The organism is Ignavibacteriota bacterium, from assembly GCA_016708125.1.
Lineage (GTDB): Bacteria > Bacteroidota > Ignavibacteria > Ignavibacteriales > Melioribacteraceae.
The window spans coordinates 4147287-4170374 of record JADJGF010000001.1; the positions used below are offsets into that span (position 1 = coordinate 4147287).

Here is a 23088-nt window from a genome sequence, read left to right on the forward strand (position 1 = left end):
ATTAAAATCTAAATAAATTAAATTTTTTTACTCCATATATTCTATTTATTAAAACAATTAACTGAGCAAGAACGTAAATATATGATAAGGAATATATATTAATGTAGTCAAAAAAGTACATAAAAAAAATTGATATAATATAAATTATTCCTACATTAATAACACCCATATTCGTGTATTTTGAAAAGCCCAATGCAGCCAAAAAAGGATAGCCAAGTAGCTGACTAGGTATTGAAATTAACAATGAAAAAATCATAATTCGAAAAGTAGTTATAATTATTTCTTCGCTAGTCTTAAATATTATTAAAATGATATCTTGGCCAAAATAAAAAAGGAAAAAGGTAATAACTATACCAAATAAACTTAATAATTTAAAAATTTTTTTAAAAAATACAATATCCTTTGAATTGGTCATGAATGGATAAATTGCTTGCTCTATTGGAGATAGCAAGCTTGAAAAAGCAAAAACTATTTTTGAAGCTACATCATAAAATGCAACCATATTCGCACCATATACCATTCCTAAAATAATTGAATTACCAATTGAATAAAATGAAGCGGCAATTCTTGACAAGAAAAACAATGAACTGCCTTTTAAGTGCCTAATAATTTCACTGATTGAAGGAATATAATATTTTACTTTAAACTTTTTGATCATTATGTAAAAACTTAAAGAACCAGCAAAAATATATCCGAATGCATAAAATAATGCAGTAATTAAGCCATCATTAGGAGATCTAACAAAAATAAACATTGGAATAAATGAAAGAATTTTTGCTAGTGAAAATGTTATTGTCATATACTTCATTTCCTCAATCCCTTGAAAAAACCATATAGGAAAGAATAAATTTCCAATAACTATTCCGAACATTGACAAGAAGGTTAATTTATGATTTTGCGTAATTTCTATAAACTGCGAAAAAATTACAGTAACTAAGAAACATAAGATTAGAAGAATAAACTTTGATGAAAAAGTATTACTTACAATTTCATTTATTTTTTTTTTATTTTCTCTATTTAATGAGATTTCTGCAGTCGAAGAAAAATTAAATCCGTAATCAACTACAATATTGATAAAAAGCATATAAGTATATGAAAAAGCAATGATTCCATAAATTTCTTTTTCAAGATTAATAAATAAAAATGGCAATACGACCAATGGTAAAATATAATTTACGCCTTGAATAACAAATAAATAAAATATATTATGAAATAACTTTTTTTTCATATTCATTTTGTTATTTTGAAAAATAATTGAAATGATTTAAATAACATTTTCAAGTAAAGCATATAACTCAAGTTTAGAAATAGACTTAGGATTATTTGATAATCTTTCAATATTAATATTTTCAACAATATAAGCAATATCTTCTTTATGAAAATTGTCTAATTCGCTAAGTTTTGTTTTTAATCCAATCTCTTTAATCAATTTTTCTATTTTTAATTTTCCTTGTTCAGGTGTCTTTGCATCTAAAGTTACTAACAATCTTTGACTAAATGAATCTTGAGTTTGGTACTTATTTTTTTCAAATTTTTTAAAAGTTAGATTATACAAAAAAAACGCAGGTAATGTAATTGCTACCGCATTTCCATGAGCAATACCATAAATTTTAGTTAAAATATATGATATTGCATGAGGTGCAGTAGTTTTAGTAATATTTATAGCTCTTCCCGCAAAATTTGAACCAACGGCAACATTCAAATGAGATACTTCATTTCCAAAAACTATTGCATTTTTAAGATTTCTCCAAAGAAGACGAATCGCAATTTCGGAATATTCTTGTGATTCTTGATTTGCATTTATACTCCACATAGATTCAATTCCTTGACAAAAAGCGTCAATTCCAGATAATGCAATTTGTTCTTTACTAAGACTATAATGTAATTCTGGATCAATTATAACATGATTTGGCAGTAACACTTGATTTGCAATAGAAAATTTCTTAAATCCGATGTACATCACGGCAAAATGTGTTGCCTCGCTACCACTTCCAGCTGTTGTAGGAATACAAATTATTGGTAATGGTTTTAGATTAAAGTCTAATAAATTATTCTCTGTTATACTTCTAATGTCAGTGTTATTATAATATTTAATAAGTTTTGCCATATCTATAACACTTCCACCTCCAATAGCTACTATAACTTCGCACTTATTCTGATTAAATATTTCAACACCTTTTTTAACATCTTCAAAACTAGGATTTGTTTGAAAATCAAAAAAATGTATAATATTTAAATTATTAAGAAATGGCATTATCTTTTTTTTTGCTCCACTTTGGGTATAGGAATCTCTCCCTGTTACAAGGAGAATATTCTTTTTGTTTAGCTTTTTGAGCAAATATTTCAGTTCTAAAATTGAACCTTGATAAATATAAGTTGAACACATATTATTGGCTTATAAATTGCATTAATAGTTTTTTATTTTCAACTGGCGAACTTGTTGGTCTGCCAAGATTGCTGCGTGAACCTTTTTTAATTTTTATTTCTAATAATGAACAACTAATGCAGTTTATTATTTTAGGCAAATATTCTGAAATTTCAAGCTTGTTTGTTGCTGTTCCAATAAAATCAATTCCATAGGCATGACACAAATTCTCGAATTTAATATCATAACCAACGGTAGGTTGCCCTCCAACTGAATCATGAGCGCCATTATTAAAAATAATAACTTTTAGATTTTTTGGACTTATATGTCCGGTTATTGCATAATTACCCATGTGCATAATTAGTGACCCATCCCCATCGAAACAGTATACTGTTATTTCTGGTTTTGAATGAGCAATTCCTAACGCAATTTGAATGGTATGACCCATTGAACCAACCGTAAGAAAATCATTAATATGAGTTTGGTTCATTTTTTCACGTAATTCAAATAATTCGCGAGATAACATACCAGTTGTTGATACGACAATTGCATTATTAGGTATACTTTTTATAACTTCTTCTAATGCTTCCTCTCTTGAAAGTAAATTTTGTTTTTCAGTACTATTATCAAGTCGAAAAGAATTAAAAGTATCCTTACGAATAAGTATTGCAACTGGTGCAGATGTCCTTTTTGCCAAATTAACAATATCTTGAATATTTTTCATATAATCACAATTCCCATCAATTATAACATAAGGTATTTCCAGACTTTCTAGAATAGCAGTTGTCACTCTACCTTGCTTTAAATGTTGAGGTTCATCCTTCGTATTTGGTTCTCCTCTCCAGCCGATCATTAGTATCATTGGTATTGAATATACTTCTTTATCAGCTAAGGAAAGTAATGGATTTATTGCATTCCCAATACCTGAATTTTGCATATATATAAAAGGAATTTTATTTGTTGCTAAATGATAACCGGTACCGAGAGCAATAGCTCCACCTTCATTTGCTGTAATAATATGATTGTTATTTGGACTTTTAAAAGTTATATATGCACAAATATCTTTAAGTAAGGAATCCGGTACACCCACGAAATACTCAATACCGTTATTAATAAGTATATTATAAAAATCATCAACATCTATCATATTTAAACCTCTATTTAGCACTAGGGATTAATGTTAAAATTTCCTTAATTGGCATACAAAATTCATCAACTTCTTTAGAACGTGAATTTTGTAATATTGATTTTGCAGTTTTAACCATCGCTGGATATGAACTTCTTAATAAATGATTCGCATAAATAACAATATTAACACCTGCCTTTTTTAATTCTTCTTCTGTTATTTCGTTGAATGTACTTGGTACAACAATAAGTGGTACTTGAAATTCCAGATATTTATATCTTTTACAAAATTCTAAAATCTCATTCGGATCCTTTTCCATACTATGTATCATTATACCATCCGCTCCTGCTTTTATATAAGCATCAACTCTATTAACAGCATCATCCATGCCTGCCTTTAGAATTAAACTTTCAGTTCGAGCAATAACCATAAAATCATCAGTAACTTGAGCTTTTTTACCGGCTCTGATCTTTTTAGAGAAATTTTCGATTGAATCTTGAGTTTGCTCAACATCTGTTCCAAATAATGAATTTTTCTTAAGCCCAACTTTGTCTTCAATTATAACAGCGGATACTCCATCTCTTTCAAGAGTTTTAACCATGAAAACGAAATGTTCAGTTAACCCACCGGAATCACCATCAAAAATTATAGGTTTTGTTGTAACTTCTAATATATCTTTTATAGTATTCATTCTTGAAGTAAGATCAACTAATTCAATATCAGGTTTACCTTTGGCTGTTGAATCAGTTAAGCTACTCAGCCACATCGCATCAAATTCCTTAATGCCTTTATCATTTTCAATTTTAACATTTTCAACAATTAAACCGGTTAAACCACTATGTGCTTCCATTACTCTTACGATTTTTTTTGCATCTAACAAACGTCTTAGCATTTTTAATCGTGCTCCTGGTGTTGTGCCAACCTCCTTCAATGCCATATTAAGTTTTGTTGATGAGATATCAGGAGTATACGATGGTTCAATCAATTTTCCACCCCATTCATTTAACGTATTTATAACTCTTTGACGCGTTGATTTTTGAATGCCCGTTTTCCAATCATCACCATGAACAACAAAATCAGGTTTTAATAATCTTAGATTTGGTACATAATCAAGTGTAATTTGTGGTATTACTTTTGAAACACCCTTAATGTTTTCCATAATTATTTTTCTCTGTTCATATGCTAAATATGGTAACCTTTTATAACTCGAAATTGCTTCATCGGTAAGTAATCCAAGTATTACTTCACCGTATTTTGTGGCTTCTTTTATTATATTTAAGTGTCCAGGGTGAATAAGATCAGCACTCATTGCAACATAAACCTTTTTGCTCATTTGTTCAATCCTCCTTAAAATTTAATTAAACATTTTTATCATTCAATTTCAAAATTGTTAGGCTATCATAAATATTTAGCTGAAAAATTTTTTATTTATTTAACCATACTTGCAATAGTAATACTAAATTAACTTTTTTATTATTAAAAATTTAAATTTATTTAGTTTTCATAAATACATTTATGAAAATAAAAAAGGTTGATTATAAAATTAAATATTTCACTTTTTTAGAAAATTGTTCATATTTGCAATTTTATCGAATTAATTTTTATTTCATAAATTAAAAATAATTTAATCATATTTTTAGTGTTCTTTGTTGTTTCATTAAAATTATTTATATGTTCTCTGATAAATTTTGTTATTTAAAAATAGACTCCAATAGTTTAGATTATATTTAGCCTATTCATCATTTGCATTTTCGCATTTCTTACCAAATTCTTAGTCTTTTCAAACAATTTCTTTATAATATAACTGGACAAGTTTTCCATCATTTCCTTCTATTATTTCAATTGATTTATTTTTAGTTTTCTGAATTCGTTCCACTTAACTTGAATGACATTTTCAAATTGTTAAAATTCTGACTTTCGTCAGTATAGAATACCTTTTATGATTTCTATATGCAAAATACTTTACCAATCAATCTTTCAACTAATGAAGACGGATAACAGACTTAATTCAGTTTTTTTGACACCCAGCCTTAGGCGGGTAAAGCTTCGCCAAGTGAGTTACATAAGAGTTAAATTAATAATATAATTTGTTATAAATTGTATTAATAGTCCAAATATATGATTATTTGTAAATTGAAACAATTATTTAAACCAAAGTATTTAATAAAAATAGTAAGCTATTGTAAATAAAGGAATTAAAGAATGTGGAAAAATTAGTATTAAGAAATTAGTAATGAGTAATGAGTAAATAGTGATCAGTAAATAGTAATTAGGGAAATCAAAATGAAATTTAGAATTAAGCAAATCTATAAGAAATTATGAATTAAGAAAATTGATAAAAAATAATAATATTGATTAGAAAAGAAATTCAAAAGATTAAAAGTTGGGAATATGTTGACTTCAAAACGTAAACAACTTTTCTCACTGTTGTTATAAATTATTTTAATATATTTGGGATTGCTTCATACTAAGAGAATAGGTGTTCGCAATGACCTGCCAGAGGCAAGTAAACCACGCCAAAGGCTAATAAACATGTATTTTTTCTCTTTTTTGGAATGAAAGATTTTCATTCCCTACATTCTCTATTTTTAATTCTTAATTCCTACCAAAGTAGGCGCTAGCATAACTTTTAATTTTACTTTTACACCTTTGCCTTACGCTGCAACGGAGTAATTTGACCTTTCACTTTTTTAATTTGTTTTATAAAAATAATTTTCCCATTTTCAATTATGTGTTTTTTTAACTCAGCATTTGAGATACTGTTATATTCAACAACATCAATAAAATAAGGAATATTATATTTTTCATTTAAAAGAATTTTTAATTCCCTAACTATATCAGTATTAAGTTCATTCCCAAAAACTGCAATATCAATATCAGATCCGGCTTTAGCATTTCCAATTGCTCTTGAGCCAAATATAACTGCTTTTTCAACTTCGGGGAAATTTTTTAAAGCCGTTATCAAGTAAAAAAAACTCTTCTCGGATATGCCGAATGTAAGATCATTTTTCATAAACAACTAAATTTTTGTTTGAAAAAATGAATTCAGTTCTTTTAGTAATTGAAAGTGATTTTTTTTAATTCTCTGAATAACTTTATTTGCAGTTTCAATATCATAAATGTGAGCAGTTAAATTTCTATCATCCAAAGCATCAAGCCAATCTTCACCTTTTAAAATAATACCCAACTGAAATGCTTGTTTAATTGTTTCTCTAGGCGATTTAATATCAAAACCTTCAGACTCTAAATAATCTTTTAAAGTTTTCCAAGATAACTCAAATGTAACCTCATAAAACTGAATAATACCGCCTTTTTCAGTTTCATTTGGTTCCTTAATTTTTATAGCCCGATGCAATGCATCAAAAGAATTAGAAAAATTTTTATACCTTTGCTGCCACCTTATTTGTTTTTGATTCATAATTTTTCAAAATTAGAAAATAAATTGTTGAATAGGAAATAATAAGTAAAGATTACTCAATATAGAAACTTACACTATTGGGAAATTAAAAAAAAATTGCATTTTATTTTGAAATGTACCTTCACAAAAAAAGTAATTCGATCTAAGTGAATAATTCAATATTTGTATTTACAATATTATCCTTTTTAAAATAATTCAGATATGAATTACAACCACGAATAATGTTTTGATAGTCGGGTGAATTGAACTCAATTAGCTTTTCAATTTGCTCAACAAATTTCTTTGGCTTAAGAATATTTAAGTTCCATCCGGCATTAAAAGAATCTAATTTATCCCAAGGAGTTTTTCCAGCTGTACATAAAACCGGACAGCCATAAAATAAAGATTCATAAATTACATGTCCGTAATTTTCTCCTAATGTTGGAAAAAAGAAAAGATTGTAATTCGGATATATTTCATGGATACGGTCATTTGGAATAATACCTATATAAGAAACTTTATTTTTAATCTTGCCATCGATTGCATTTAAACATTCTTTCCAATACTTTTGATCTTTAATGGGTCCGTAAATATCAATGATAAAATTGCCTTCCACTTTGTTTAAAACTTCAATTGCAAATTTTAGATTTTTCTTTGGAACAATTGTGGAAATGAATAAAATTTTAAGCTTACCTTTTTCTTTTAAATGGGTTCTTACATAATCACTTTTCAAATTGTAATTTGGTACATCCAATGCAATTTTAATTTTTTCATTAGACCCAAATTCTCGTTTTATATCCACAGCTTCATATTCACTTGAGGCATGCCATATAATATTTTTATAAAGATTTAATAATTTAGTTATAGATAAAAATATTCGTTTCTTAAGAGGTTTAATTGAAAGAGCACCTTCCATTAATTCCCCTCTTGGTGCTAGAAGTATTGGTTTTTGAGGTAAGAGCTTTAGTTTCCAAAGTAAAATAATCTTTGTTGAAAAATTAACATCAAGCAGACTATTCAAGTAATATTGATCAAATTCTATGCTCTTAATAACAGTGATCAGTGATCCGCCAAAAAGATGGCGGACAAGTTTGTAATTAGTAAAAAGTGAAAAATTATTTGCCATATAGAAAATTTTACAATTTGGTCCGTCATTCCATTCATTAACTTTAATATTTTCATAAGGTTTATTATCAAGACTATCTCTATCACGTGTAATTATCCAAAAGTTAAATTCTTTTCCAAGCAAATCAAGCATGTTGGAAATTGTTCTTACGGGGCCACCGGATTTGTAACCGGGCAAATAATGACCAATAAATACTAGGATTGTTTTTTTCAAAGTATAAAAGCAGTAATGAGTAAATAGTAATCAGTGACTAGAAATTAGTGAACAGAAAAAATAATTATGAATTAGAAATTAATAATTGAAAAAATTAATAATTAAGATATAGGATATTAGTTTATGAAAAAAAAATAATAGTGACAAGTGAATTGTAATAAGTGAACTGAAATAAATGAAAAAATAGTCATCAGTAACGGGTAAAGAAGTTTAGAAGATTTGAAGTTGGGAATTTGAGTACTTCAAAATATAAACATCTTTCAAACTACTTCTCTAATTCATTATTTCTCCTTTAGCTACCGGATGGAATGACAACCCTCTTTGCCATGTTGGTTTGATTTTCAATACCGGCATCTGAAAATATTAAACGGTTACTGAGTAATACCGATAAATACATTAGAATTAAAACTCAATCTGTTTAAATTTAACCGGTATGTATCGAATAACCGGTTTTATTTGGAATGAAAGATTTTCATTCCCTACAGCTCTAGTTATAATTTTTAATTCATAATTTTTAATTGCTAGTGCTTAATTCTTAAAACTACAAAACAATGCACTACGAACTTTCTAACTTACCTATCAGTCTTTACACATCACTTGTAAACTATCTGGTTTATCTAGATCACATTCTTAAGAATTTTTATATAGTCTTCTCTAACCATAAGTTTAGCCAATTCATCCCATTTTGTATTAGCTTCCCAGCCAAGTTCTTGTTTAGCTTTTGCCGGATTACCAAGAAGCAAATCAACTTCTGTTGGGCGGTAGTATTTGGGGTTGACGGAAACAATAACAGAATTAAGGAGTAAGGAGTAAGAATTAAGTAGCTTAGCAGCGTTCAGTGGCAAGCGTTCAGTATTCAGATTACCAGCCTTAAGCGTTCGGCGTTCAGTGTTTATTTTCTGACCGCTGACCGCTAAATCACTGCTAACAATTTTTGCTAGCTTATCACTGTCGACTGTCTTCACAATTCCTTTTTCGTTCTCATTTTCGCCTTGCCATTCAAGTTCAATACCTAATTCATTAAAAACGACTTCGATAAATTCTCTAACTGTATTCGTTACTCCAGTTGCAAGAACAAAATCATCTGCTTTTTCGTGTTGTAATATACTCCACATGCCTTCACAATATTCCGGAGCATAGCCCCAATCGCGTTTTGCATTTAGGTTACCGAGTGTTAAAACTTTTTGCTTGCCCAAAACAATGTTAGCTGCTGCCATTGTAATTTTACGTGTAACAAATGTTTCACCTCTTCTTGGACTTTCATGGTTAAATAAAATACCGTTGCTGGCAAAAATGTTATAAGCTTCGCGGTAATTTTTTACAATCCAAAAGCCGTATATTTTAGCAACTGCATAAGGCGAGCGCGGATAAAAAGGTGTAGTTTCACTTTGCGGAATTTCCTGTACTTTTCCGTAAAGTTCAGATGTTGACGCCTGGTAAAATTTAACTATTTTCTCTAAGCCTTCTTCACGAATTGCATCTAAAAATCTTAAAGTTCCAAGTGCATCAACTTGCGCTGTGTAATCCGGGACTTCAAAAGATACTTTTACATGACTTTGAGCACCTAGATTGTAAATTTCATCAGGTTCAATTTTTTCAAGCATTCTATGGATGCTGCTCGTATCAACAAGATCCCCGTAATGAAGAAATAATTTCTTTCCGTAAATTTCCGGATTATTAAAAAGATGGTCAATTCTGCTTGTGTTAAAAGAACTGCTTCTTCTTAACATTCCATGGACTTCATAACCCTTATCCAATAGGATTTCGGTTAAGTAGCTGCCGTCTTGTCCGGTTATACCGGTAATGAGTGCGCGTTTCAAAATATAAGCCTCGTATAAAATTCAAAAAAAATAGTTATAGTTATAAAGAATTAAGAAGTAAGTAGTAAGAATTAAGGGGAAGAACTAGAAACTCTTATGCTTTGCATATAGGCACCTAATAACTTAGAAACTTCTTCAAGTAAAAATCCAAATTCATTATTGCTGTAATAACCCAAATCTTTTGAAAGAATTAAATAATATTTACACTCATGAATAGATCCTTCAGCAATATTATAAAATCTTAATTTATCAGCCTTTCCTTTTCTGACAAAACCTTCGGCTATATTTGCCGGTACTGAAATGGCAGCTCTTCGAAACTGAGAAGTTAGCCCATAAATTTCATGTTTTGGGAAAGTATTTGTAATATTATAAACTTTAAGAACAAATTCATGTGCTTTTTTCCATACAATCAAATCTTTAAAATCTTTTGCCTTCTCCATATTTTGTTCTTACGTCTTAATGCTGTCTTCTAAATTTTTAATTCAATCTTTTTTATTTTTTATTCTTACTTCTTAATTCTGTCTTTTTTATTTTTTAGTCTTACTTCTGTCTTCTAAATCCTTTCTACTTCTTACTTCTAAATTCTTACTTCTTACTACTGTTTTTTAGAATATTTCTTTTCTAATTTTAATTTTTAAGGAGTTGGGTATTTCTTCTTTGATGAATGCTACAATATAACCGCCGCCGCCGGCACCGCTTAATTTCCAGCCGAATGATTTGTCTTTTATTTTTTCAATTCCTTCCAACACTTCGGGAATGATCATATTTGGGAACATTTTAATCTGTGCATGGAAAGATTCGGTAAAAGCTTTACCAAACAATTCTTTATCCATTTTTAAAGCCCCATCCCATAGTTTATCAGCCGCAACAGCAAGAGCTTCCGCATTTTCTGAATTTATATCCGTTCCTTCCAATACATTAAATTTTTGTTCTCTTGGTTTTAAGCTAATTAATCTGATATGATCTTCAAGCCATTTAAGAATTTCTATATTTTGTTCGGATGTTATTTTAACAGGCCAATAATCTTCGGATTTATAATCAAGTTTATTTAAGCCTGGCATCACGATACCAATTGCATCCTGCGAACCGCTTATGTAATGCTCTCCGGGAGGGTTTTCATAACAGAAGAGAATTTTAGCTAAATGCTCTTTATCCCCTTTTGGAATTTCAAATTCCCACAAGTCAATTGCTTTTTTTCTTGTACTTGTTGCCATTCCGCTTCTGTTATTAAATTCATATTCCGGTTCAATTGAAATAGTAATAACCGAACCCGGATAATATTTTGAAACAAAGGGCTGGTCAAGCCATCCTCCGGCAAGATCGATGCGGTAAGGAATGCTGCATTCTTTTCTAATTGATGTTGTTGAACGAATCGGTAAATTTTCATGCGGAATACGTTTACTAATTACATATTCAAACCCGTATTTTTCACAAAATTTTTCTTTTTCAATCGAATGTCCGTCTTCATTTACGAACAGAATATCAGGTTTAAGTTTTAATATATCTTTATCGAAATCTATAATTCCATCTCCACTGTTAATCCATGCATCTTTAACAAAACGTAAAGATTTTATCATATATAAACGTTCATTTTCATTATAAATTGTCTTACGTCCCTTAAGGTTGTAGATTGTTTTATCGGCACCGAGTCCGACATAAAGATCACCATATTTAGCGGCTTCCTCAAAAAATGCAATATGTCCGCTATGGAGAGTATCAAAACAACCGGAAACGAAGACTTTCTTTTGCATCTTGATTTTTTTTAAATGCTGCTTACTTAATTATGATTTATCTATATTTCTCAAGCTGATCCGTTAGCTAACGGAATGAGGCTACATTTTTGTGGTTATTAATTTTGATTTGCGTTGTTAATTTTACATTCTTAATTCTGCATTCCTAATTCTATTTTTCCACATTTTCCAAAAACCACTTATACGCTTTCTCAATTCCTTCTTCCAAACTCGTACTATGTTTCCATCCCAAATTGTGCAAACGGCTAACATCCATTAGTTTTCGTGGTGTTCCATCCGGTTTAGAAGAATCATATTTTATTTCACCTTCAAAACCTATCACTTTTGCAATAACATTAACCAATTCGGCAATTGTTAAATCTTCTCCGGTTCCAATATTTATATGAGTTAATCCATTTTCATATAAATCTTTGGCATTTACTTTTTGCATTAGATAAAAAATTGCATCAGCTAAATCTTCTACATAAAGAAATTCTCTTTTGGGTTTACCGCTTCCCCACACAGTAACTGTACTTGGTGCTTGGCTAATTTGTTCGTTGTTATTTGGTTCTTTGTTTTTATGTGTTTGATTTTCTTCTGAATTCTGAATTCTGAATTCTGAATTCTGTTTTTTTGCTTCATGAATTTTACGTATTAGAGCCGGCAGTACGTGAGATGTCTCTAAATTATAATTATCAAAAGGTCCGTACATGTTGGTCGGCATAATGGAAAAGAAATTTGAGCCATATTGTTTATAATAACTTTCGCAGAGTTTAATACCGGCAATCTTGGCAATTGCATACGGTTCATTGGTATATTCTAAAGTATCTGTTAATAAATACTCTTCCTTCAAAGGCTGCGGTGCCAGTTTTGGATAGATACAAGAACTGCCTAAAAACAATAGTTTCTCAACGCCATATTTATGCGCAGAATTAATAATATTAGCTTCAATCATTAAGTTATCATAAAGGAATTCAGCTCGGTAAGTATTGTTAGCAAGAATTCCCCCAACCTTTGCAGCGGCAACAATCACTTGTTCGGGTTTCTCCGTTTGAAAGAAGTCATTTACTTCTTTTTGATTTGTGAGATCCAACCCGGGATAATTCCGTGTAATGATATTTTTATATCCTTCGGATTGATATTTTCGCGTAATTGCTGAACCAACCATTCCAGTATGTCCTGCGATGTAAATTTTTGTGTTATTCATAATGTATTTTATAAAATGTTAATAAATTCGTAAATATTAAAAATAATAATAACGGAAGACCACTTATTCCAGTCCACCAACCCTCAAATTGGGAATGAATGAGAAAGGCAAGTACAAACGATAGTATTAATAGTTGAGACGTATAAACGTAAAAACGTTGAGAAGATATGAAGTTCGGAAGATTAGATATTCTTGAATCAGAAACCTGGTTTTCTAGTGATGAGTGATGAGTGATGAGTGATGGATTGTTCTTCACACTTGACTTATTACTCACCGCGGAGTGTAAGCTGATTACTGATTTCTTAAAACTAATAATTGAACTTGCTATCGCTTTTCCAAGTGGTAATATAAACAAAACTAGTCCAATTATTCCAACTTCTTCAATCAAAGCAAATATGCTGTTACCTTTTTCGCGTTTAAGTTCTCCGAATTTGTTTTCTTTTTTATAGTTTGATTTAATAGTTGGATCAGTAACTCCATAACCCAAACCAAATATTCCGCCGTTTAATGCCGCTTGATAAGACGGTTCCCAAAGAATATTTCTTCTTGCAAAATAATCAGGTCCGCTTTTTTTTAAGTATTTTGTAATATTTTCATTAAAAAGAAAGAAAATGCTCGTCCCTACCAATAATAATGCAATAGTAAATATTACATTGAATTTTATGGTACCTAACAAATAAATAAATGCTAATCCGCCGATAAATAAAGCAAGCATTACTGCACGTGAGTACGAAAGATAGATTAAGTAGAGGTTTGAGAGAATAATAATAAAGTAAACAATAGATTCCCGCTTGAACAATTTGAGAATGATAAACCTTTGTTCTGTCATGCTGAAATGTTTTTGTTCAGCATCTGTCTTAGATTCCGGCTTTATGCCTGCCGACCTTGCTTGCCGGTCGGCATGAATGACAGAATCTTTTGTGTTGTAATTCCCGTGAAAGCAGGAATCAAGGTTTTTATTCCTCTTAGATTCTGAATCAAGTTCAGAATGACGAGTTTTATTATTGTCATGCTGATGAATATCATCATCTTCTTTTAGATCTTTTAAAAAATCCACATTGGGATTGCTATTAATATTGTCATTCTTGCGAAAGCGGGAATCCATGTTTTTATTGCCTTCTGCCTTTTCACTTTTCACTTTTGACTTTTGACTTTTCACCAAGTCCATATTATCTAACAAAAAATAAGCCGGTCCAATAAGCGTAAACATTAATACTGCAGCTAAAGTGTTTTGATGAAGAAAAATTGAAGTAAACCCTAATCCATGATTTGCCGTCCATCCATCACTTGGAATGCCGCTAATTAGGGAGAGAAAACTCAAAACAACAAATGCTGAATTAAGAATAAAAAAAATTCTAAACAAATCACTTAATTTACTTTTATAAAGTAATGCAATTAATAGAGCTGTCATTGAAATAAAAATATAAAATAATCCTCTACTAAAACTAACGAATGGTTCCAAAGACCAAAACGTACTAACTACTGCCCAAATTCCACATGGTAAAAACCAAAGCAGACTGTGCTTTAATTGCAAATCCCAAAATGTTTTGTAATTTAAAATCCAAATGCCAACAAATGAAAGAACAGCTACAATGTATAAATTATCTGTTCCTCTTATCATCCTTGCGGTAGAGAAAAGAAGACCTGAGAAGACAAGAGAGTTAGTTAAAAAGATTTTATTAAGTTGCATTAAAATAGTAATCTGAAAATAGTGCTTGGTTCTTAGTTAACTATTGCTTAGTTGTAGTTGATTTTAAATATTTAATAAAACCACCAACCATTTTTTTAATTTGGGAAGTTTTTGAATATAATTTCTCAAAATCAACATCGTTTATATATTCAACATCTTGTGCGACATATAATAAACTTTGAACTTCAGATGCAGATCTATATGAATAGTTCAGAAACTGAATAAATGATCTATTTGTTCCACTATCAAATCCTTCTTTACCCCATCAAATAAGATTTGAGTCTATTTTTTAAAAACATTTTACCATAATGAGTTTTTAAATATTTTTCACGATGTAAAGCATCAGCCTGATTTAGACATGCTTCAAAATAAATTAATCTTAGTGGTCTTCGTTCTTTAGTGGATTGAACTAATCCATTATTATGTTGCTCAAATCTTAATTCAATATTTTTTGTATACCCAGTATAAAATTTATTATCTTTTTCACTTTTTAATACATATGTAAAATAAAATTCACTCATAAAATATTGATTTATTTGACTGGGCTTATATTAGTCATAACTGAAACAGCACTTCTTTGAATTTGATCTTTTAGTCCAAAATCTTTTGAAAATTTATTTTGGTTAGTAATTTCATATATTTTCTTTACTAATTCTCTGGATTCTTTCCAAGCTTCAATATTTTCAAATTTTTCAATTTTCATTTTTTAACACGATCAAGAATCACACAATTTTTTTTGTTTTTTCGGTTCACCTGCTTCTAACCTCGGACCAAGAACTTCGAACTGTTTCTTTTAAGTTTTCGGGCTTCTGTTGGGAGTTTTCAATCTTTTCTATATTAAATCCTTTCACTACGCACCAAGAACTAAGAACTTTTAACCTTTACCCTTCACTTGTTACTCTTTACTCTTCACTAATCACCGTTTTTTAGAAATTCCAAAACCTCTTTTCTTTGAAGAATCAAGATTGATATAATTTTACTTAATGAAAGCAGAATAAGCATTGCAATAACTAAGGTAAATAATCCCAAATAATCATCAGCGTCAATTGAAATAATATTAAAATAATAAGCTGAAATAAATCCCGCAAAAATAATTATATGTGCTATTGAAGTTACTCTTTGGGTACGATGCAAGTTAAATTTGAATAAGATGCCATTCAAAGGAAAGTGTAAAAATATATATGCAACATAACCGCCGAACATAGTTAATACAATATTATTGAATAATCCCACATCAATACTGCTTGGAAGCAAATTTGAGAATAAGTTTGTGAGTAATAAAATTCCTATAAAGTAAAAAAACAAACCTAATGTAATTAAGCCCAAAGAATTAATAATCGCCGATTTAAGTTCGCTTTTACCGGAAGCGGCATAAATATTTTTCTCGGCAACGTTGCCCAAGTAAAAAATTGGCGCAATAATAGCCCAAGAAAATGTGTAAGCATTTGCCAGTTTTATGTTAAATAGATTATTAGCAAAAAATTTATCAGCCATTAAAACCATTCCAGCCGCAGAATTTATAATAAAAGTTGAAGCGCCGATTTTATAAAAATCTTTTACCTCATTTATATCTTTTATAGTACCTAATTCAAAATATTTAAGACATAGAATAACTGCCAGTAGTCCAAAAGCTCCATATAAAAAGAGAATATTTGTTTTGAGTAAAAGACTAAACAAAAGCGCTAAAAAATATCCGGTGGAGATTATAATAATTGTTAAAAAATATTTATTTGTTTTGGAATGAAATAATAATTGAAAATTGTAAATATTAAATATTATGGTAGAAAAAGAAATAATTGCAATGTTTAAAATATTAAATAGCGAAACATCAATTCCGGAAAATGCATTAACCAAAATGAAGCTTATAACAATATTGATAAAAACTAATCCAGCTAAAATAAAAGGAGTAAAATTAATTTGTGTAATTGCATAAGTAAATCCAAAAGTACCAATCGTTGAAATTAAAGATGCATAATAAAAAACTTTATTGAATTCGTTGTATTCTGATTCGTTTAGAAAATAAGGCAGAACCAAGTTAAATGATTTTAACAATATAAACGATAAAGCGATTAAGAAAGTATTTTTAAGGTATTCTTTTGAAATTGGCATTTAACAACAGTAATTAGTGAACAGTAGTCAGTAGTCAGAAATAAAGGAAAAAGGAAAAAGACAAAAATGAAAAGGAAAAAGTTCAGGATTAAGAATTAGGGAAATCAAAAAAAAAATTAATAATTATGAATTAAGAAATAATGATTTAAAAAATTGAAAAGAAATAATGAATTTAGTCTTCAAATTGCCATAATAATGTTAATACAGAATTATAGTTACTCATAAAAACATTTTGTTCCCATAAATAAAGATCGTCTCGTCCTCGTGTATCTTCGTACCAGGTATTAGCCATTACAATATTATCATTTTCATCAATTTCATTTTTTGCAAAGAATTTATATGCCTTGCTTTTTCTATCTACTTTGTAATTTTTAGGTATCCATTTTAACGGAAAATACTCATTCTTACAGTGCCAGATCACCTTTTCCCCTTTACTCATAATTACTGCACTGGGAGTTGAGCCAATATTTGCATATTTTATTGCGGTTGCCGTAAGTGAAGCATTAAAATATCCGGCGGTGTCTTTAATGAGATCAAAATTTAATTTTCTTCTTCCGGTAAACTTTTTAAACCATTCAGATGGCATTAAAAGTTCAGATGCAAATTCATTTGCATTTGCTTCCCAAATCTTATTTGAATTAAAAGAATTTATATCCTCGTTCAAGCAAGTAAACAGATCATTTTCCCTTAATTCCCTTTCGTTAAAATAATGCCCCATTTCGTGTGCTAAAGTAAAACGTTTTTGTCCTTTTTCTATTATATTGCTGTTTATTTTAGCTATTGCCAGTCCCTTTTTAAATTGGATACGACCCAAAGCATTTTCCATCGGTTCTTCATCAATAATTAGATTCTCGGCAAATGAAATATCTTCCAGATTAAGATCACCCGGTTTTTTAATACCGTAATCTTTTAAAATATTTAATGCGTTGGCAGATGGATTCAAAGAAATAGTTAATTAGTCCGTTAGCTAACGGATTGGTGCTTGGTTAATTAGTGCTTGGTGTTTAGTTAATTGTTGATTTAAGTTATTTAATAAACCCGCCAATCATTTTTTTTATTTTTGAAACATGATCATACATATTAGAAAATTCGTCATAATCTATGTAATTTAAATCTGAAGCAACATATAAAAGGCTTTGTACTTCAGACGCGGATCTATACGAATAATTCAAAAATTGAATAAATGATTTATTTGTTCCACTATCAAATCCTTCTTTACCCCGTCAAATAAGATTTGAGTCGATTCCCCAAAAACATTTTGCCGTAACATGTTTTAAGATATTTCTCTCGATGAAGAGCATCCGATTGGTTCAAGCAAGCTTCGTAATAAATCAATTTCAAAGGTCTTCTATCAGATGTTGATTTAACTAGACCTTTATTATGCTGCTCAAATCTTAAATCAATATTTTGTGTATAACCAGTATAAAACTTATTATCTTTTTCACTTTTTAATACATATGTAAAATAAAATTCACTCATAAAATATTGATTTATTTGACTGGGCTTACATTAGCCATTACAGAAACAGCACTTCTTTGGATTTGATCTTTTAACCCAAAATCTTTTGAAAATTTATTATTATTAGTTGCGTTGTATATATTATTAACTAATATTCTTGCTTCTTTCCATGATTCTATATCTTCAAATTTTTCAATTTTCATTTTCTTTAATCACGCACTAAAATCTACGTATCAGGCACTTTTTTTTATTTTTTTTATGTATTCAGACTTATTTTTTTGATTTTTCAGTTCACCTACTTCCAACCTCGAACCAAGAACAAAGAACTGTTTTTTTTTGTTTTCCGTCCTCTGCTTTCAATCTTTCTTTTCACCATTCACCAACCCGTTAGCTAACGGTCTATTCACTAATCACTCATCACCCTTCACTATTTACTAGCTACTAATTTCCGAGTATTATTCTAAGCTTTCCTCAATTACTGCTTTTAGTTCTTTGAATGCCTTTTGATAATCTTCAGTTTTATTTAGTATTTCTTTTATTTGGTATTCGTCATAAACATGACTAGTTAAATTTCTTTGCTCAATCATATCTAACCAAACGGCTTCATCTTTAATTAAACCTTGAGCATATCCTTCCTGAAAAACCATTCTTGGACTTTTGGCTTCAAAACCAAGGAATTCAAGTAATCTTTTTAAGGCTTTCCATCCCATTTCAAAAGTAAATTCAAATCTTTTAACAATAAGGTCCAAATACATATCTTCAAATCCCTGAGCTTTGATTTCATTCTCCATTTCTATAACTGCAATAAATTTTTCCAAAGCATTATTAAAGTTATAAAGTCCGTCCTCAGCCCTTAACCTTTTTGTGGAACTATAAATTACTTTACCGGTTGTTTCAACTCGATTCTTAAATCTTTTTTCCGTTTTTGAAATATTTACTACATCAACTTTTAAAAGCGTATTTATATTTTGAATTTCCTCTTTAATTATATGCATATCTTTAAATTTTTCATCATCGAATGCAATATCAATATCACTAGTTAATTTTGATTCGCCGTTTGCTTCGGAACCATAAAGGTAAATTCTTACGGGTTTTGCATATTTTAAAATTATTGATGTTACTTCTTTGATTATAGCAGCTTTATTACTCTGCATAACTTCTCCATCAAAATAAAAGTTAATTTATTAAATTCTTAATATTGTATCGATTCTTCATCTATCAGCTTCCAATTTCCGCCCTCAGTCCACCGCCTTCCGAATTCCGTCCACCGCCTTCAAATTTTTCAATTTTCATTTTCTTTAACCACACACCACGATCTAAAAATCACGCACTTTTTTTTATTTTTTATGTATTCAGACTTATTTTTTTGATTTTTCAGTTAACCTGACTCAAACCTCGAACCAAGAACTGTCTTTTAAGTTTTCCGTCATCTGCCTTCCGTACTCAGCCTTCCGAATTCCGTCCCCCGTCTTCAAATTTTTCAATTTTCATTTTCTTTAACCACACACCACAATCTAAAAATCACGCACTTTTTTTTATTTTTTTATATATTCAGACTTATTTTTTTGATTTTTCAGTTAACCTGCTTCTAACCTCGAACCAAGAACTACGTACTGTTTTTTAAGTTTTCTGTTATCCGCCTTCCGTCTTCAATTTTTTCTATTCACCAGTCACTAGTCACTATTTTTTTCTAGTTCTTTAGCCAACTCTTCCAGCAATATTTCATCTTTTAATATGCTGTCAATTTCTTGATCGGATAGTTTATCTTCCATGTTCCTAAAAGCCAAAGCAGTTGGATAATTTTTACTATGTTCTAGAATTCCGAATTCCGAAGTCTTAATCCTTTCTTTAAGTTTTTCAAAAAGTTTTTTCAGCTTTCTCCCTTTTTCATATTTCAGATCTCTTTCTCTAATTTCTAACAAATCCAGCATTTTTTTTTGAAACTGCACGGTATCAATACCGGCGCTTTTTAATTCTTCATCAATAATTTTATTATTTTCCGGTGTATCCTCATATAAAAAATTAATAAAATTATCTACTCGGCTATTATTCATAGCATCCTTTCAAATTTTTATTTTTATAAAATTTTTATTTTCACGATTTCTGATTTTTTACATCCCGTCTTGCCGTTTTCACGTCTTTACGTTTTCACTTCTTCACGTCTTTCCGTTTCCACGTTTTCTTACTTTTCCTGCTGCTCTTCTAATTCTTTTTTTAGCATTTCTTACTTCTTCAATTTCAATTTTTAATGTCTGCGAAATTGGAATATCTTTTGTCTCACCATTTAAAATTTCTTCCAAAACAAAATATGCATTTACGTCATTTTCCAATATTTTTTTAATTTCTACTATTTCGTCTTCAATACATTTATTAAATATAGACTCCTCATTTTGTGTCTCAATATCTAATAAAGATTTTTTATCCTCTAAATATTTTTCATTTAGTTTTTCATCTTCGTCAAGATTGAATTCAACGAGGGCTTTCGGCTTTTCATATTCAGTAAGCTTATTTAATTTTCTTAAGTTTTTATGAAATTCATTTCTCATTTCACTAACAATAGCCATGATCAATTGATTTTCAAAAGTCCTAACATTAACTTTATTCCAAGTCCGTTCACCTTCTATGAACTTTTGAAAAATATCTTGAAGAATGTCCTTTTCAGTTTTTCCATGCATACTATTTGCTTCAAAATAATACCAGATTTTTCCTAATGTAAAATAGGTTAGTCTATTAAGTGTATTTTTATTTTTACAAATAATATTTAGTTCAAAAAATATTTCTTCGCTAGTAGCGATTTCATTTTTAAATTCAATTCTATTAGTTGATTCGACAGATACTCTTTCCAAAATTACTCCTATTTTTCATCCGTTTCCTTAGATAATTGTGATTTAAATAGTTTGTATGTATCATGTCTAACCCTCCTAAATTAAATGATTCTTGTAATATTAATTTGCATAGAACTATATTTGGAAACTCATGTCATGTTACTCAAGCTAATCCGTTAGCTAACGGAATGAGGCTAAATTTAACATGCATTTATTAAATATTTTTCAATAGCTGTTCATTCCCTTTTTTTTCTGTTCCTTCAACTACCGGCATGCATTCCGATTTCTGTATTCTGATTTCTGCTTTTATTTTCTTCTTCACTCTTTTCTAATTTCCACAACTCCATCCTACTGACTCCTTACTTCTTACTACTAACTTCTATCTTTTCATACTCATATACTTTCTTTTCCCGCATTTTGCCGTTTTTAATTAAAAAAATTTTCTATGGCAAAATTTCTTTTTTCAAAGTAATTAATGTTAGAAAAGTTAAAGCGTTTTGTTTCTTATAAAAAATAATAAAAAAAGATTTCTCAGTCGTAAACCCTTCGAAATGAGAAGGTGACTAAGTGTGTCGGCGTTTCGATGCACATTGTTACTCAATGACCGGCACATATTAAAGCCACAAAATAGGGACCAATAATCTGGATTCCCATCCGTCAGTTGACGGATCACGGGAATGACTTTTCAAAATCATATAATTGCAAACAAAAGAAAAAAAATAAAGGAAAATAAATGTTCATATTTGATTTAGACAATTTCACCGATATATACGTTAGAAACAGAGTATTCTATCTTGGTCTTATCTTGTACTTCAATTGGCTTCAGAAATACCTGAAAACAATAATCAAAATAAGGCGTCAATTTATCGATGACTTCACAAAGATTTATAAAACCGATCACCCAATATTATTTATACGTGCACCGCCGATTATAATCTAAACATGGCAAAATATTAATAAAGTTAAAGAATAATATTAATATTACAAATTTTAAATGTTATAAGATTAATTTATAAATTACTTGTTTAACAAACAAGAAAAACTATAAATTCAAACAAAATGTCAAAGAACTTTTTTTAATACAAATATAGGATAAACAAAAATGGCTGAGCTAAATAAATCCGTACTTGGAAAAGTAAGCGGCAGTATAGGTGAACTCACCTTCCGTCAGAGAAACGGTAAAAATGTAATATGTATGAAACCTTCTTCGTTTACACCAGGCAGTGACGCAAATTCCATTGCAAGAAGAGATCGTTTTAAACTAAACTATCAAACTTGTAAAAGAACTAAACAGCATTCCCTTTATCAAAGAATATTGGAATTCCGTATCTCCTGCTGAAATGACGGGTTTCAATCTAATGTTCAAAGTTAATTATCAGAATGTAAGCTCAAATGATATAGTTTCAAATCCAATGATAATGCCGGTTACGGGGTTTAATATTAGTAACCCGACATGTGTTTTTAATACGGATAACTTTGAAATTACACTTGGTGCTATTGGTAATAATTCGGGAATTGATACACTAACCGAATCAAATTTGTCGTTGGTTAATATTTTACTTCTTAAAAATCCGGTAAACCCAACATTTGATTCTAATTATGTATCAACAATAATATCCGCGAATATTGCAATGCAGATTGATAATCCTCTTAATTTTTCAGTCAATATTCCAAACAATATTCAACATTTTTACAATAACTATCAAACTAAGAAAGTGTTTTCTGTTCTACTAACTTCTGATGCTTCAAATCAGATAATTCACTTCTCTAATACTTTCTCGGTGTAACATTGGGGCGGAGAAATCCGTCCTTTATTTTGATGTTAGTGAATTGTTAAATAAAAGTTTTTTCATTGGGATAAAAGATTTTCATTCCCTACATTTTTTGCTTTAATTCATAATTCTTAATTGCTAATTCTTACTCTTAATCCTAATCTTACTCTTTATCTTTATGCTGCAATATTAGGTTCCGGTACTAACTTTGTTTAACCCGAATGGCTGCCCCTTTGTTATCCCGGTTTGA

The 23088-nt window shown here is 29.6% G+C and carries 25 protein-coding genes; 2 read left to right on the forward strand and 23 right to left on the reverse strand.

From position 1 onward, the window contains the following. Position 1: 1 nt before the first annotated feature. The 23 genes from IPH62_17745 to IPH62_17855 all read right to left on the reverse strand — a co-directional run bounded on the left by IPH62_17745 (position 2) and on the right by IPH62_17855 (position 21087). Positions 2 to 1228, reverse strand: a complete 1227-nt coding sequence (locus IPH62_17745) for an oligosaccharide flippase family protein (GenBank protein MBK7107119.1) — start codon at positions 1226 to 1228, stop codon at positions 2 to 4. A 36-nt stretch (positions 1229 to 1264) separates the two neighbouring features. Next, positions 1265 to 2338 (reverse strand): phosphonoacetaldehyde reductase, encoded by a 1074-nt coding sequence (locus IPH62_17750; GenBank protein MBK7107120.1) that lies wholly within the window; start codon positions 2336 to 2338, stop codon positions 1265 to 1267. 49 nt (positions 2339 to 2387) lie between these two features. Then, positions 2388 to 3512, reverse strand: coding sequence for a phosphonopyruvate decarboxylase (aepY, locus tag IPH62_17755; protein MBK7107121.1), 1125 nt, complete (start codon positions 3510 to 3512; stop codon positions 2388 to 2390). Between the two features lie 10 nt (positions 3513 to 3522). Then, positions 3523 to 4824 (reverse strand): phosphoenolpyruvate mutase, encoded by a 1302-nt coding sequence (aepX, locus tag IPH62_17760; protein MBK7107122.1) that lies wholly within the window; start codon positions 4822 to 4824, stop codon positions 3523 to 3525. Between the two features lie 1308 nt (positions 4825 to 6132). Further along, on the reverse strand, positions 6133 to 6504 hold the full coding sequence (locus IPH62_17765; protein ID MBK7107123.1) for a nucleotidyltransferase domain-containing protein: 372 nt from the start codon (positions 6502 to 6504) through the stop codon (positions 6133 to 6135). Positions 6505 to 6510: 6 nt separating this feature from the next. Then, a complete protein-coding gene (locus tag IPH62_17770) occupies positions 6511 to 6909 on the reverse strand; it encodes a nucleotidyltransferase substrate binding protein (GenBank protein ID MBK7107124.1) in 399 nt (132 codons plus the stop codon). Between the two features lie 142 nt (positions 6910 to 7051). Further along, a complete protein-coding gene (locus tag IPH62_17775; protein ID MBK7107125.1) occupies positions 7052 to 8227 on the reverse strand; it encodes a glycosyltransferase in 1176 nt (391 codons plus the stop codon). 617 nt (positions 8228 to 8844) lie between these two features. Beyond that, complete coding sequence (gene gmd / locus IPH62_17780) at positions 8845 to 10047, reverse strand: GDP-mannose 4,6-dehydratase (GenBank protein ID MBK7107126.1); 1203 nt, start codon at positions 10045 to 10047, stop codon at positions 8845 to 8847. 71 nt (positions 10048 to 10118) lie between these two features. After that, on the reverse strand, positions 10119 to 10487 hold the full coding sequence (locus IPH62_17785) for a four helix bundle protein (protein MBK7107127.1): 369 nt from the start codon (positions 10485 to 10487) through the stop codon (positions 10119 to 10121). Between the two features lie 165 nt (positions 10488 to 10652). Further along, on the reverse strand, positions 10653 to 11798 hold the full coding sequence (locus tag IPH62_17790; GenBank protein ID MBK7107128.1) for an adenylyltransferase/cytidyltransferase family protein: 1146 nt from the start codon (positions 11796 to 11798) through the stop codon (positions 10653 to 10655). Positions 11799 to 11949: 151 nt separating this feature from the next. Further along, positions 11950 to 12984, reverse strand: coding sequence for a GDP-L-fucose synthase (locus IPH62_17795; GenBank protein ID MBK7107129.1), 1035 nt, complete (start codon positions 12982 to 12984; stop codon positions 11950 to 11952). Continuing rightward, positions 12977 to 14674 carry an O-antigen ligase family protein gene (locus tag IPH62_17800; protein ID MBK7107130.1) on the reverse strand — a complete coding sequence of 566 codons (1698 nt, stop codon included), beginning with the start codon at positions 14672 to 14674 and terminating at the stop codon, positions 12977 to 12979. The genes IPH62_17795 and IPH62_17800 overlap by 8 nt, the downstream gene beginning before the upstream one ends. Before the next feature lie 40 nt (positions 14675 to 14714). After that, on the reverse strand, positions 14715 to 14897 hold the full coding sequence (locus IPH62_17805; protein ID MBK7107131.1) for a four helix bundle protein: 183 nt from the start codon (positions 14895 to 14897) through the stop codon (positions 14715 to 14717). A gap of 34 nt (positions 14898 to 14931) precedes the next feature. Beyond that, the gene (locus tag IPH62_17810) at positions 14932 to 15195 is read right to left on the reverse strand and encodes a GIY-YIG nuclease family protein (GenBank protein MBK7107132.1); all 264 of its coding nucleotides are present in this window, start codon (positions 15193 to 15195) and stop codon (positions 14932 to 14934) included. Positions 15196 to 15206: 11 nt separating this feature from the next. Beyond that, complete coding sequence (locus IPH62_17815) at positions 15207 to 15377, reverse strand: four helix bundle protein (GenBank protein ID MBK7107133.1); 171 nt, start codon at positions 15375 to 15377, stop codon at positions 15207 to 15209. A gap of 209 nt (positions 15378 to 15586) precedes the next feature. Then, entirely contained in the window at positions 15587 to 16783 is a 1197-nt protein-coding gene (locus tag IPH62_17820) for a hypothetical protein (protein ID MBK7107134.1), read from the reverse strand. A 172-nt stretch (positions 16784 to 16955) separates the two neighbouring features. Continuing rightward, entirely contained in the window at positions 16956 to 17726 is a 771-nt protein-coding gene (locus tag IPH62_17825) for an ImmA/IrrE family metallo-endopeptidase (GenBank protein ID MBK7107135.1), read from the reverse strand. Positions 17727 to 17808: 82 nt separating this feature from the next. Further along, the gene (locus IPH62_17830) at positions 17809 to 17964 is read right to left on the reverse strand and encodes a four helix bundle protein (protein ID MBK7107136.1); all 156 of its coding nucleotides are present in this window, start codon (positions 17962 to 17964) and stop codon (positions 17809 to 17811) included. Between the two features lie 34 nt (positions 17965 to 17998). Next, entirely contained in the window at positions 17999 to 18262 is a 264-nt protein-coding gene (locus tag IPH62_17835; GenBank protein ID MBK7107137.1) for a GIY-YIG nuclease family protein, read from the reverse strand. A gap of 11 nt (positions 18263 to 18273) precedes the next feature. Next, entirely contained in the window at positions 18274 to 18444 is a 171-nt protein-coding gene (locus IPH62_17840) for a four helix bundle protein (GenBank protein ID MBK7107138.1), read from the reverse strand. Between the two features lie 252 nt (positions 18445 to 18696). After that, entirely contained in the window at positions 18697 to 19395 is a 699-nt protein-coding gene (locus IPH62_17845; protein ID MBK7107139.1) for a nucleotidyltransferase substrate binding protein, read from the reverse strand. A 519-nt stretch (positions 19396 to 19914) separates the two neighbouring features. Further along, positions 19915 to 20295, reverse strand: coding sequence for a hypothetical protein (locus IPH62_17850; protein ID MBK7107140.1), 381 nt, complete (start codon positions 20293 to 20295; stop codon positions 19915 to 19917). Between the two features lie 102 nt (positions 20296 to 20397). Next, complete coding sequence (locus IPH62_17855) at positions 20398 to 21087, reverse strand: hypothetical protein (protein ID MBK7107141.1); 690 nt, start codon at positions 21085 to 21087, stop codon at positions 20398 to 20400. A gap of 1081 nt (positions 21088 to 22168) precedes the next feature. On the opposite strand from IPH62_17855, the gene IPH62_17860 reads away from it, so the two are divergent. Next, positions 22169 to 22405, forward strand: a complete 237-nt coding sequence (locus IPH62_17860; GenBank protein ID MBK7107142.1) for a hypothetical protein — start codon at positions 22169 to 22171, stop codon at positions 22403 to 22405. Positions 22406 to 22424: 19 nt separating this feature from the next. Then, positions 22425 to 22853: a hypothetical protein gene (locus IPH62_17865; protein ID MBK7107143.1), complete on the forward strand. Its 429-nt coding sequence runs from the start codon at positions 22425 to 22427 to the stop codon at positions 22851 to 22853. Positions 22854 to 23088 lie beyond the last annotated feature (235 nt).

Bases quoted from the DNA above. Each gene is read 5' to 3' on its own strand.
- IPH62_17835 (MBK7107137.1), bottom strand. From the start codon at position 18,262: ATGAGTGAATTTTATTTTACATATGTATTAAAAAGTGAAAAAGATAAT.
- IPH62_17865 (MBK7107143.1), top strand. From the start codon at position 22,425: ATGTTCAAAGTTAATTATCAGAATGTAAGCTCAAATGATATAGTTTCA.
- IPH62_17765 (MBK7107123.1), bottom strand. From the start codon at position 6,504: ATGAAAAATGATCTTACATTCGGCATATCCGAGAAGAGTTTTTTTTAC.
- IPH62_17860 (MBK7107142.1), top strand. From the start codon at position 22,169: ATGGCTGAGCTAAATAAATCCGTACTTGGAAAAGTAAGCGGCAGTATA.
- IPH62_17815 (MBK7107133.1), bottom strand. From the start codon at position 15,377: ATGAAAATTGAAAAATTTGAAAATATTGAAGCTTGGAAAGAATCCAGA.
- IPH62_17845 (MBK7107139.1), bottom strand. From the start codon at position 19,395: ATGCAGAGTAATAAAGCTGCTATAATCAAAGAAGTAACATCAATAATT.
- aepX (MBK7107122.1), bottom strand. From the start codon at position 4,824: ATGAGCAAAAAGGTTTATGTTGCAATGAGTGCTGATCTTATTCACCCT.
- IPH62_17745 (MBK7107119.1), bottom strand. From the start codon at position 1,228: ATGAAAAAAAAGTTATTTCATAATATATTTTATTTATTTGTTATTCAA.
- IPH62_17820 (MBK7107134.1), bottom strand. From the start codon at position 16,783: ATGCCAATTTCAAAAGAATACCTTAAAAATACTTTCTTAATCGCTTTA.
- IPH62_17850 (MBK7107140.1), bottom strand. From the start codon at position 20,295: ATGAATAATAGCCGAGTAGATAATTTTATTAATTTTTTATATGAGGAT.
- IPH62_17840 (MBK7107138.1), bottom strand. From the start codon at position 18,444: ATGAAAATTGAAAAATTTGAAGATATAGAATCATGGAAAGAAGCAAGA.
- IPH62_17790 (MBK7107128.1), bottom strand. From the start codon at position 11,798: ATGCAAAAGAAAGTCTTCGTTTCCGGTTGTTTTGATACTCTCCATAGC.
- IPH62_17795 (MBK7107129.1), bottom strand. From the start codon at position 12,984: ATGAATAACACAAAAATTTACATCGCAGGACATACTGGAATGGTTGGT.
- IPH62_17810 (MBK7107132.1), bottom strand. From the start codon at position 15,195: ATGAGTGAATTTTATTTTACATATGTATTAAAAAGTGAAAAAGATAAT.
- IPH62_17785 (MBK7107127.1), bottom strand. From the start codon at position 10,487: ATGGAGAAGGCAAAAGATTTTAAAGATTTGATTGTATGGAAAAAAGCA.
- IPH62_17800 (MBK7107130.1), bottom strand. From the start codon at position 14,674: ATGCAACTTAATAAAATCTTTTTAACTAACTCTCTTGTCTTCTCAGGT.
- IPH62_17770 (MBK7107124.1), bottom strand. From the start codon at position 6,909: ATGAATCAAAAACAAATAAGGTGGCAGCAAAGGTATAAAAATTTTTCT.
- aepY (MBK7107121.1), bottom strand. From the start codon at position 3,512: ATGATAGATGTTGATGATTTTTATAATATACTTATTAATAACGGTATT.